Here is an 11,799-nt window from a genome sequence, read left to right on the forward strand (position 1 = left end):
TGTGCAAAGTGATGGAACTAAATAAATTACTTAGAAATACACCTTTAAAGGAGACAGTCGGCAGCACTTCACAAGAGATTTCGGCGTTGGAATTTGACAGCCGCAAAGTTAGTTTTGGTTCTTTGTATGTAGCACTAAGCGGTACCCTCAGCGACGGGCACAACTATATTGATGCTGCAATAAGCAAAGGAGCTACCGCAGTAGTTTGCGAGCAATTACCTCAAAGCCTGCTGGAGCAAGTATGCTATCTGGTGGTAGAAGACGCTCACAAGACCTTAGGCCTGCTAGCCTCCGCATTTTATGGGCACCCAAGCACAAAGCTCACCTTGGTAGGTGTGACAGGAACCAATGGCAAGACATCCGTAGCTACACTTCTGCACGATACCTTTACAAAACTGGGTAAGAAATGCATCCTGCTCTCTACAGTAGAAAATCGCATCGGCAGCGAAAAAGAACCTGCCACGCACACCACTCCGGATGTAGTAACGATAAATAAAATTCTGGCCAAAGGACTGTCGGAAGGTTGTGAATATGCGTTTATGGAAGTAAGCTCGCACGGCATCGTACAGCAGCGTATTAGCGGACTTACCTTTAAGCTAGGCGCTTTTACCAACATTTCGCACGACCATCTGGATTACCACGAAACATTTGCTAAGTATCTAAAAGCAAAAAAAGCCTTTTTTGATTCTTTGGGCCCACAGAGCATAGCTGTAACGAACCTGGACGACCGCAATGGAAACGTGATGCTTCAAAATACGGCAGCAAAAAAAGTGGGGTATGCAACCAAGAGTGTGGCTTCGTACCAGGGACGCCTTATTGAGACTGGATTTGAAGGCATGCACCTGAGGTTTAATGGAACGGATTTCTGGACGGGACTATCCGGTGATTTTAATGTATCGAATCTTCTTCTGGTATTTGCCGTAGCAAGTGAACTGGGGTTTGAAAAACAAGAAATTCTTTCCGTGCTTTCCACTTTAGAAAGAGTAAAGGGCCGGTTTGAAACCTTTAAATCCGATTCAGGAATCTACTTCATAATTGACTATGCGCATACCCCCGATGCCCTAGCCAATGTTTTGGATACTATAAATGCCATCCGCACCAAAAACGAACGCCTTATTTGTGTATTTGGCTGTGGAGGCGACCGGGATAAGGCCAAGCGGCCGGAAATGGGAAGAATTGCCACGCAGAAAGCAACGTTATCGATCCTTACTTCGGACAACCCAAGGACAGAAGATCCCAGCGCAATTATTAAAGATATCGCCAGTGGAGTGCTCCCTAGCGATTTCAACAAATACACGGAAATATCGGACCGTGAACAGGCTATTAAAATGGCAATAAAATTCGCTGAACCAAAAGACATAGTACTGGTGGCAGGAAAAGGACACGAAACGTATCAGGAAATTGGCTCTGAGCGTCTGGAGTTTGACGACCGTAAGAAGATCATGGAATTATTGTACATAATGGGTAAATAATTAGACAGAATGCTTTATTATCTATACGAATATCTAGTTTCACAAGACATCCATATTCCTGGGCTTAATCTTCTCAGGTATATTTCGTTCCGTGCAGCCATCTCCGTATTAATGTCGCTGGCAATAGCGCTCCTATACGGAAAAAAAATAATCAACTACCTACGGCGAAAGCAAATGGGTGAGCTTGTGCGGGACCTTGGGCTTGAAGGACAAAAACAAAAAGAGGGTACTCCTACGATGGGAGGGCTCATTATCATACTGGCCACTCTAATTCCTGTACTTCTTTTTACCCAAGTCCTCAATGTATATATCCTTCTTCTGATTATTTCCGTGGTGTGGATGGGCGCAATAGGATTCCTTGACGACTATCTCAAGAAGATGAAAAAGAATAAGGACGGTCTTAGTGGAAAATTTAAAGTCATAGGGCAAGTGGGACTTGGTCTGATTGTAGGGATTACCATGTTTTTTCACTCCGATGTGGTTGTTAAAAGAAAATACGCCGATGCGCAGGTATTGAACCGAAACAATGTGGAAAAGAACTTTATGGAGACGGAAAAGTCTACAGTCTCTACTGTACCTTTTGTTAAGAACAACGAATTTGACTACAGCGGGGTGCTGTTCTGGATGGAGGAAAGCGACGCGGAAAAGTGGGCTTGGATCGTATTTATTCCTATAGTTATTTTCATAGTAACGGCCGTTTCCAACGGAGCGAATATTACCGATGGCATCGACGGGCTGGCGGCGGGGACCAGCGCAGTAATCTTACTGACCCTGGCGTTTTTTGCCTATGTTTCGGGTAATATGATCTTTTCCGACTATCTGAATATAATGTTCTTACCCAATATGGGGGAGACTACCATTTTTGCCGTAGCAATGGTGGGAGCGGTAATAGGATTTTTTTGGTACAATACCTATCCGGCTCAGGTGTTTATGGGCGATACCGGCAGTCTGATGCTGGGAGGCGTAATTGCGGTGCTGGCAATTATTCTTCGCAAAGAACTTTTGATTCCGGTTCTCTGCGGGATCTTTGTGATAGAAAACCTCTCGGTTATGCTTCAGGTGGCGGTATTTAAATACCGTAAGAAACGCTTTGGACTAGAATATGCGCAGATGAACCGTCTGTTCAAGATGTCCCCGCTGCACCATCATTACCAAAAAAGTGGATACCACGAAAGTAAGATTGTCAACCGTATGATCATCATTGGGGTTATGCTGGCAATTGTTTGTTTAATTACGCTGAAAACAAGATAGAATGAGAGTTGTTGTACTGGGAGGAGGAGAAAGTGGTTTTGGTGCAGCCTACCTGGCTAAGACCAAAGGCATGGAAGTGTTCTTATCGGATAACGGTCCCATAAGGGAAAAGTACCGCGAGCTTCTTGAGAAGCACGAAATACCTTTTGAAGAGCAGGGGCATAGCGAAGAATTGGTTCTCAATGCAGACTGGGTGGTAAAGAGTCCTGGAATTCCAAAAAAGGCAGATATAGTCTATAAAATACAGCAAAAAGGAATCAGGCTCTCCTCAGAAATTGAATTTGCGGCCGAGTTTACGCAAGCCAAAATAATTGCCATTACAGGAAGCAACGGTAAAACTACTACCACCTCTTTAATCTACCACCTCTTAAAGCAGGACGGACTCCACGTGGGTTTGGGTGGTAATATAGGAATGAGCTTTGCGCGGCAGGTTGCCGATTATGATTACCAGTACTACGTACTGGAAGTAAGTTCCTTTCAGTTGGACGATATACAGAACTTCCGGCCTTTTATCTCTCTGCTGCTGAATTTATCTAAAGACCATTTAGACCAGTACAATTACAACTACGAGGAGTATGCTTTAGCTAAGTTCCGTATTACGGAAAACCAGGAAAACGACAATTTTTTCATCTACAACCGGGACGATGAGATGAGTATTAATCTTCTGGAAAAAATTGAGGTCGATGCCAAGACGCTTCCCTTTTCATTAAAAACAAAAGTAGCGGAAGGGGCCTATATGAGCGGAGAGGATATCTACATTAATTACAACGGAAAATTCTCTATGCCGGTGGAGGAACTTTCCATTGTAGGTAACCACAATATCGCCAATTCCTTAGCCGCCTCGCTTGCAGGTAAAATCCTCAATATAAGTAACGAAAGCATCCGCACTTCCTTAATGACGTTTCAAGGCGTGGAACACCGCCTCGAGGAAGTGGCTACACTGAATGGAGTGAAGTATATAAACGACAGTAAAGCTACTAATGTCAATGCTGCCTACTATGCATTAGAAAGTATGCGAAGCCCTACCGTATGGATCGTGGGAGGGGTAGATAAAGGAAACGACTACAGTGAAATCGAAGCATTGGTACGCAAAAAAGTAAAGGCTATAGTATGTTTGGGTCTGGACAACTCCAAAATAATAGACTTTTTTGCTAGTCAGAAAGAATTCATTTACGATACTTCCTCCATGGAAGAAGCCGTTGCGATTGCCAAAGGTATTGCATCTGAGGGGGATACGGTCCTGCTTTCTCCTTGCTGCGCTAGTTTTGATCTGTTTGAGAACTACCAGGACCGTGGAAATAGATTTAAAGAGTTTGTTTTAAATAATTAATCCGAAAAAATGGCAGGATTTAATCTTGAGAATCGTCTGGAGACACTAAAGGGAGATAAAGTATTATGGATTGTTATAATACTTATCTCGGCATTCTCTGTGTTTCCGGTATATTCTGCAAGCTCTAATTTAGAATATATTGTAAATACCGGTACCACAACCGGTCACGTAGTGAAGCATATGTTTTTCGTGGTGCTCGGGCTGGTCCTGATGCGCAGCATTGGATTTGTGCGGTACGAACATATTGGAAAATTAAGCACACTGCTGCTTATCTTATCTATGGTGCTGCTTATTTTAACAATGATGACAGGGCAAACCATCGACGGAGCGAGCGCCTCCCGATGGCTGAAAATACCAGGAACGTCCCTGTCATTCCAGCCTTCCTCTTTTGCCTACTTAATGCTGATCATCCACTTATGCCGGTATCTCACTAAGAAGATTAACCGCGATCGGTTACTGCTGGAAAATGTCGCATATATTTTCCTACCCATTGCCGCTGTTTTTGTACTGGTGGCGCGCGACAACGGATCCACGGCGCTTATGATTCTATTGGTCTCGCTCGCCGTACTGGTGATAGGTCAGCTAAATTGGAAGTATATAGCGGGATTTGTCAGCTCTGCGCTGATCATGGTAGTGTTGTTTGTAACTATTGCCCTTACCACGGACTGGATGGGAGGCAGCAGGGTGCATACCTGGAAAAGCAGAATCGAGGTCTTTTTTAACGCTAAGGACGAAGCCTCGGGTCTATCAAGTGAAGAGCTCAAGACCAAAAACTATCAGGTGATGCAGGCCAAAGCAGCCATCGTACACGGTGGGATTACAGGCATGGGCCCAGGTAAGAGCGCCCTTAAACAGATGCTTCCCCAAAGCGCCTCGGACTTTATATTTGCTATTATAATCGAAGAATACGGCTTCGTAGGAGCCTTTGCACTCATTACCCTGTATCTGATTATGATCATAAGGATTGTAATAATAGCCAGTAAAATGCCCGCTTTCTTTGGGTCCTTGCTGGTGATAGCCATCGGTTTGATGATTTTTGTGCAGATTGCGGTCAATATTGCCGTAGCGGTTAATCTCATTCCTGTAACGGGGCAACCGCTTCCCCTCATCAGTTACGGTGGTACTTCCATGCTTGTTACCTACTTGCAGTTGGGAATTATTCTCAATGTAAGTTCCCGTATACAGCTCTATGATGAGGAGGGTATTGGAAAAAAACAGAGTATTGAACAGATAAATGATATAGCCTAAGTGAAAAGAATGAAAGTACTTTTAAGTGGTGGTGGAACCGGGGGGCATATCTTTCCGGCAGTAGCTATAGCCGATGAGCTAAAAGGCCGTTTCGCTGATGCGGAGTTTCTTTTCATTGGGGCAAACGGAAAAATGGAAATGGAGAAAGTTCCTCAGGCCGGTTATTCTATTAAAGGTTTGGATATTCAGGGATTAGACCGGTCCGCACTTTGGAAAAACATTCGTCTTCCTTTCAAAATTTTAAAAAGCATTAATGCCGCGCACAAAATAATAAAAGAATTTAATCCAGATTTTGTTGTGGGTACCGGCGGGTATGCCAGTGGGCCTGCACTTTATGCCGCATCCCGGGCACGGGTGCCGTACTTCATTCAGGAGCAGAATGCGTTTGCGGGCTTAACCAACCGCCTACTATCCAAAGGAAGCCGACGTATTTATACCGCCTACCAGGACGTAAAGGGTTTTCCTGCGGAAAAGACGGTGTACTTGGGAAATCCCGTTCGATCCACTGTAGGACGCGGACTGGACGAACGAGATGAAGCGGTGCGGTCCTTTGGTTTGGATCCCGGTAAGCTCGTGGTATTGTCGGTAGGGGGTTCTCTGGGATCCCAGACACTAAATAACGCGTGGTTAAAGAATCTGGAGAACCTAAAGCGCTATGAGGCGCAACTCATTTGGCAGACCGGGAAAGCTTCCTACGGCCAAATACAATCTAAGAGAGAACAGTTTCCAAGTGAAGGAATTTTCCTGACGGATTTCCTTACCGATATGAATCAGGCCTACAGTGCCGCAGATATAATAGTATCGCGTGCCGGGGCCATTGCCATTTCAGAATTAGCACTGGTAGGAAAGGCGAGCATTTTGGTGCCGTACCCGCTGGCGGCGGAGAACCATCAGGAGGCCAATGCATTAAGCTTAGTCAGCAAGAATGCGGCAGTGATGGTCCGGGATAATGAAATGGACGAAAAGTTCTGGCTGCAACTGAGCGCTCTGATTCAAAGCCCCGAGCAGCGCACTGAGCTTTCGTCAAAACTCAAAATGCTGGCGCGTCCCACTGCAGTAAAGGATATTGTTGACGATATATTAGATAATTTGAACATCGGAAATGGAGACACTTAATACATATAAATCCTTTTATTTCGTAGGTATAGGCGGAATTGGAATGAGCGCTCTTGCCCGGTACTTTCATGCATCGGGAAGAGAGGTATTAGGGTACGACCGTACTTCAACCAAATTAACGCGTGCATTAGAACAGGAAGGTATTTCTCTGACCTATCAGGATGAACTAAGTGAAAAGATCCATGCGCTAGCACCGGCTGATACCTTGGTAGTATATACCCCGGCTATTAAGAAACTGAAAATACTGGATTATTTTTCTGCCCAAGGTTTTACAGTGCTTAAGCGTGCCAAGGTACTAGGAATGATAACCCGGCAGTCGCAGTCCATCGCCGTGGCAGGAACCCATGGGAAAACCACCACATCAACGCTTCTGGGGCATCTGGCCACAGAGGTAGGACTTCCTATCTCGTGCTTTTTGGGTGGAATCTCTGAGAATTTTAAATCCAACTTTCACTTTACAGGAGACAAGTACTCTGTTGTTGAAGCGGACGAATACGACCGAAGTTTTTTGAATCTTTCGCCGGATTGGGCAATACTCACCTCCATAGATGCGGACCACCTGGATATCTATGGCGATGCAAAAACCATTGAAGAAGGTTTCTATGAATTTTCTTCGTTGGTTTCTAATCCTCGGCAGCTATTCGTAAGAAAAGGTATCCCCATGAAGCGGGACGTGGTGTACTATGCGGTAAATGAGCAGGCAGAAGTGTACTCGGACAACCTTTCCATTAATGAAGGCTGGATGAGCTTTTCGCTTCATTCTCCTTGGGGCAATGGAGCGTTTCGCTGGAGAATTCCAGGAACGCATAATGTAGAAAATGCGACAGCTGCTTTAGGCCTTCTTTTAAGCTTGGGTGCACCGATGGAAAAGCTTCAAAAAGCGTTGGAAAATTTCAAAGGAATTCGTCGGCGCTATACAATGCATTCGTTTTCGAACGGCAAAATCCTGGTGGATGATTATGCACATCATCCCACGGAATTAAATGCAGTAATAGGCTCGATAAAGACGTTTTATCCAGGAAAAAAACTCCTGGTAGTATTTCAGCCACATCTCTACTCACGTACCCGTGACTTTGCGAGAGATTTTGCTAAAAGCCTGGGCCAGGCCGACCAGTTGCTTTTGCTCGATATCTACCCGGCACGGGAAATACAAGAGGACTATCCAGGGATTACCGGAGAGTGGTTGCTTGAGAAAGTGGAACTAGAAAATAAACATACAACGAAATTAGAACACGCACTAGAATCTATTAAGAACTACGGATTCGATATCCTTCTCCTGGCAGGAGCAGGGGATATTGACACCCTCTACGATCCGGTGTATCAGTGGCTAGACCAAGAAAACAGAAGTACAGAATGAAAAATAAGTGGCGTTTTCTTAAAATTATAGTTACAGTAATCCTCTTTGGATTTTTACTGAGTTTCTCCCTAAAGAGATTCAGTGAAAAGCCGGTGCGCAAAGTAAGCGTCAAACTGCTGGAAAGACCGGGAGAGAATAAGGTATACTTTATTGATGAGAAGAATGTAGTAAACTACATAAGGTCTGCCACGCCAACCGGTAAAATTGGAGATGTAGATATTCCTGCATTAGAAAAGAAGGTTCGCTCATTTCCTAGTGTGGACAGTGGTAATGTGTATCTGAATCTCAATGGGGACCTCAATGTAGATATAAAACAGAAGATTCCCGTATTTAGACTCAGGAAGAAAAACTCCGATTTCTACGTGGACGCTAAAGGAAATGAGTTCCCACTCTCTAAGACCTACTCCCATCCATGCATGTTGGTAACCGGTGATGTGGAGCGCAAGGAATATGTGGACCTTGCCCGTTTGGTACAGAAGATCAATGAAGATCGATTTTCAAGAACTTATTTTATTGGAATTTCCAAAGAAGAAGGCAGCTACCATCTTTTGACCAGTGAGGGACATTATAAAGTAGAGATTGGAAATTTAAAAAATATCGATTTTAAGGTGAAAGGCTTTAAAACGTTTGTGGAGAAATACCTGGTGTATCAGAATCCGCTGAAGTATAAGAAAATATCTGTGCGTTACGACAATCAGATAGTTACTACGTTGAACCCCGCATTCAAGGAGAGCGACAGGATAATTAAAGAACAGGAACAGGATCTTTCCAATGCTCCGGAACTGGAGCGTTTACGAGCGCTGGAGCGTGCGGCAATTCGAAACAGGTAAAATAAATGAGAACAAATCAAATCGAAAATACAATGGAAAATCAAGAGTATTCAGTAGGTCTGGATATAGGCACAACCAAGATTGTTGCCATCGTAGGCCGCCGTACTGCGCACGGTAAAATTGAAGTACTGGGAGTAGGTAAGTCCAAGAGTTTAGGTGTGCACAAGGGCATAGTAAACAACATTTCCCAAACCATTACATCAATTAAGACCGCCGTGAGCGAAGCGGAACGCAGCGCAGGAGTTAAAATTCAAAAGGTTACGGTTGGAATAGCGGGCAAACATATTCGGTCGCTTCAGCATTCCGATTATATTATGAGAGAAAACCCAGACCAGTATATAACCGAGTCCGACATTGAAATGCTAAAGGAGCAGGTTAAAAAGCTGGTTATGCTTCCTGGGGAAGAGATAATTCATGTGCTTCCTCAAGAATATAAAGTGGATTCACAGGGCGAAATTCAGGAACCTGTAGGGATGCACGGGAAACGCCTGGAGGCCAATTTCCACGTAGTGGTAGGTCAGATGGGCAGTATCCGAAACATCGCACGGTGCGTGCGGGAGGCCGGACTGGAAATGGAAGCCCTTACACTCGAGCCACTGGCATCCTCTGAGGCAGTACTGACCACAGAAGAGAAGGAAGCAGGGGTAGCGATTGTAGATATAGGCGGGGGAACTACAGACATCGCCATATTCAAAGACAATATAATACGCCATACCTGCGTAATTCCTTATGGAGGGGGAATCATTACCGAGGATATCAAAGAGGGGTGCTCCATCATTGAGAAACACGCCGAGCAACTGAAGATGAAATTCGGATCCGCGGTTCCGGAACTGGAGCGCGATACGACCTTTGTCACCATACCGGGACTCCACGGAAGACCCGATAAGGAAATCTCTTTAAAAACCCTTGCAAAGATCATTAATGCAAGAGTGGAGGAAATTCTCGATATGGTCAATACAGAACTTAAAGCTTATGGCGCATTTGAACAGAAGAAAAAACTTATTGCAGGCATTGTACTGACAGGTGGAGGTTCCAATCTTAAGAATATGAGGCATTTAACCAATTTCAGTACCGGTTTTGACTCCAGGCTGGGATTTGCCAACGAATATATATCCAACGATAAAAATCAGCTTTTAAAGGGTCCTGAATATGCCACTTCGATTGGCCTTCTCATGGAAAGCTTAAAAATACGCGATAAAAAGGGAAGCGTGCAGGACGAGCATCGTGCTACCCAAGGGATTCAGTCCTCGCACCCATCGGAGCCCGTTAGTCAAGATGGGGCCGAAGCAACGGATCTTCCAGCTATGGAGACTCAAGAACTGCAGGTAGAACAGCAAAAGGCAGGCAAGCTGACGATAGGGCAGAAGATCATGGAAAGTGTAAAGAAATTTTTTGAAGAAGTTGAATAATAAAAAATAGAAATATGGAAAGTTTTGCAACACAAGGATTCTCATTTGATTTGCCAAAGGGAAATTCTTCAATAATAAAAGTAATAGGCGTTGGAGGTGGTGGAAACAACGCGCTAAAGCACATGTACGAGACCGGGATCCACGGAGTGGATTTCGTGGTTTGCAATACCGATGCGCAAACTCTAGATAATAACCCCGTAGCCAATAAAGTACAGCTTGGGGCTTCCACGACCGAAGGACTGGGCGCTGGTGCCGATCCGGACGTAGGCGAGAAGGCAGCTATTGAAAGCATGGACGAGATTAAGGCTGCCCTGGGTCAGAATACCAAAATGGTTTTTATAACCGCGGGTATGGGGGGCGGTACCGGAACGGGCGCCGCACCGGTTATTGCCAAGGTGGCCAAAGAGATGGGAATCCTAACCATAGGAATTGTCACCGTGCCATTCAGTTTCGAAGGCAAGCGAAGGCTGGAACAGGCAGAAATAGGCCTGGATAAATTACGAAGCAATGTAGATTCTCTCATTGTAATTAACAACGACAAACTGCGTCAACAGTTTGGGGATTTAGGATTTAAGCAGGGATTTGCAAAAGCGGACGAAGTGCTCACCAACGCAGCCAAAGGTATGGCGGAGGTAATCACAGGATATTTCGACGTAAATATTGACTTCCGTGATGCTAAGAGCGTACTGCAAAACTCCGGTACTGCACTTATGTCTACGGGCCGCGCACAGGGAGAGAATAAAGCGGAGGAGGCAGTGAAGAAAGCACTGGACTCCCCACTGTTAAACGACAACAAGATCACTGGGGCGAAAAATGTGCTTCTTCTCATCCGAAGCGGAAACGAAGAAGTTACGATGGACGAAATAGGAGTGATTATGGACCATATCCAAAAAGAAGCAGGACATACTGCAGACATTATTTTTGGAGTGGGGACGGACGAAGAATTAGGAGATGCCGTTAGCGTACTGGTTATAGCAACAGGTTTTGCTAAGGACAACCGCAAATACGATGGCCCTACCGAAAAAATTCGGTTTTCTCTGGAGGATTCCAGTGCGCAGCGCCGCGAATCCCCATTTAAAACGAAGGCAGAAGTGTTAGGAAAAGCAGAACCTTCCCAGCAGAATGTCTTCCGTTTGGACGACGAAGAAGACAGAGGCTTTAGCCCGCTGGATGGTAACAGTCCTGCCATGAGTATCACTGCAAATCCGATGATGGTTCTTGAAGACCCCCAGACAGAAACCCCAACGCAAACCGAGTCCCTAGAACTGGATTTGTTTAGCTTTGAGGAATCTGAGGGTGACCTTCAGGCCGAGTCTTTCACGTTTGAAACCGAAGAAAAGCAGCATACAACGGCGCAGGACACCGGTGCGCAGGAGACTCCAGTAGAATTTGCTTTTAAAATAGCGGAGCAGCCGCTTGAGGATGCGCAGGAATCCATGGAAGCCGCTGCTAAGGACATTACAAAGCCTCAAGAGCAGATTACAACAAGTGCCGATCTTTCATCACAGGTTGAAGAAAAAGTAGAGGAGCAGCAGTTTACCTTTATAGAGAAGCCAGTGGATCAGGATAAAGTTCGTGAAAGAAGAAATAAGCTGAAGGAGTTTAACTCGCGCTATCAGGTAGTGGATGAAAAAAATGAATTTGAGACTATTCCGGCCTTTAGAAGAAAAAACATCTCCCTGGGTGATCAGCACCATTCGACCTCCACTATCGGTTCATTCCTCACGGAAGACCAAGAGCCCCGTGTACGGGAGAATCAGTATCTAAATAAAGACGTGGATTAATA

9 protein-coding genes are annotated in these 11,799 nt (G+C 45.0%); all 9 read left to right on the forward strand.

Annotation, left to right across the window (positions count from 1 at the left end; genetic code table 11):
- The first annotated feature begins 11 nt into the window (after nt 1-11).
- The 9 genes from IC612_RS06885 to ftsZ are packed head-to-tail and all read left to right on the forward strand — an operon-like array spanning nt 12 to nt 11,797.
- Nucleotides 12-1,472 (forward strand): UDP-N-acetylmuramoyl-L-alanyl-D-glutamate--2,6-diaminopimelate ligase, encoded by a 1,461-nt coding sequence (locus IC612_RS06885; protein WP_194739445.1) that lies wholly within the window; start codon nt 12-14, stop codon nt 1,470-1,472.
- Between the two features lie 9 nt (nt 1,473-1,481).
- Complete coding sequence (gene mraY / locus IC612_RS06890; RefSeq protein WP_194739446.1) at nt 1,482-2,723, forward strand: phospho-N-acetylmuramoyl-pentapeptide-transferase; 1,242 nt, start codon at nt 1,482-1,484, stop codon at nt 2,721-2,723.
- Between the two features lies 1 nt (nt 2,724).
- The gene (murD, locus tag IC612_RS06895) at nt 2,725-4,053 is read left to right on the forward strand and encodes a UDP-N-acetylmuramoyl-L-alanine--D-glutamate ligase (RefSeq protein WP_194739447.1); all 1,329 of its coding nucleotides are present in this window, start codon (nt 2,725-2,727) and stop codon (nt 4,051-4,053) included.
- 9 nt (nt 4,054-4,062) lie between these two features.
- The gene (locus IC612_RS06900) at nt 4,063-5,301 is read left to right on the forward strand and encodes an FtsW/RodA/SpoVE family cell cycle protein (protein WP_194739448.1); all 1,239 of its coding nucleotides are present in this window, start codon (nt 4,063-4,065) and stop codon (nt 5,299-5,301) included.
- A gap of 9 nt (nt 5,302-5,310) precedes the next feature.
- The gene (gene murG, locus IC612_RS06905; RefSeq protein ID WP_194739449.1) at nt 5,311-6,417 is read left to right on the forward strand and encodes an undecaprenyldiphospho-muramoylpentapeptide beta-N-acetylglucosaminyltransferase; all 1,107 of its coding nucleotides are present in this window, start codon (nt 5,311-5,313) and stop codon (nt 6,415-6,417) included.
- On the forward strand, nt 6,404-7,774 hold the full coding sequence (gene murC / locus IC612_RS06910; RefSeq protein ID WP_194739450.1) for a UDP-N-acetylmuramate--L-alanine ligase: 1,371 nt from the start codon (nt 6,404-6,406) through the stop codon (nt 7,772-7,774). Before murG ends, murC begins: the two co-directional genes overlap by 14 nt.
- A complete protein-coding gene (locus IC612_RS06915) occupies nt 7,771-8,604 on the forward strand; it encodes a cell division protein FtsQ/DivIB (RefSeq protein WP_228512916.1) in 834 nt (277 codons plus the stop codon). Before murC ends, IC612_RS06915 begins: the two co-directional genes overlap by 4 nt.
- A gap of 32 nt (nt 8,605-8,636) precedes the next feature.
- On the forward strand, nt 8,637-10,013 hold the full coding sequence (gene ftsA / locus IC612_RS06920; protein ID WP_194739498.1) for a cell division protein FtsA: 1,377 nt from the start codon (nt 8,637-8,639) through the stop codon (nt 10,011-10,013).
- Nucleotides 10,014-10,027: 14 nt separating this feature from the next.
- Complete coding sequence (gene ftsZ, locus IC612_RS06925) at nt 10,028-11,797, forward strand: cell division protein FtsZ (RefSeq protein WP_194739451.1); 1,770 nt, start codon at nt 10,028-10,030, stop codon at nt 11,795-11,797.
- Nucleotides 11,798-11,799 lie beyond the last annotated feature (2 nt).

The organism is Planobacterium oryzisoli (assembly GCF_015354315.1).
Classification (GTDB): Bacteria; Bacteroidota; Bacteroidia; order Flavobacteriales; family Weeksellaceae; genus Planobacterium_A; species Planobacterium_A oryzisoli.

Coding starts and splice junctions, on each gene's coding strand:
- IC612_RS06885 (WP_194739445.1), top strand. CDS start 12: ATGGAACTAAATAAATTACTTAGAAATACACCTTTAAAGGAGACAGTC.
- mraY (WP_194739446.1), top strand. CDS start 1,482: ATGCTTTATTATCTATACGAATATCTAGTTTCACAAGACATCCATATT.
- murD (WP_194739447.1), top strand. CDS start 2,725: ATGAGAGTTGTTGTACTGGGAGGAGGAGAAAGTGGTTTTGGTGCAGCC.
- IC612_RS06900 (WP_194739448.1), top strand. CDS start 4,063: ATGGCAGGATTTAATCTTGAGAATCGTCTGGAGACACTAAAGGGAGAT.
- murG (WP_194739449.1), top strand. CDS start 5,311: ATGAAAGTACTTTTAAGTGGTGGTGGAACCGGGGGGCATATCTTTCCG.
- murC (WP_194739450.1), top strand. CDS start 6,404: ATGGAGACACTTAATACATATAAATCCTTTTATTTCGTAGGTATAGGC.
- IC612_RS06915 (WP_228512916.1), top strand. CDS start 7,771: ATGAAAAATAAGTGGCGTTTTCTTAAAATTATAGTTACAGTAATCCTC.
- ftsA (WP_194739498.1), top strand. CDS start 8,637: ATGGAAAATCAAGAGTATTCAGTAGGTCTGGATATAGGCACAACCAAG.
- ftsZ (WP_194739451.1), top strand. CDS start 10,028: ATGGAAAGTTTTGCAACACAAGGATTCTCATTTGATTTGCCAAAGGGA.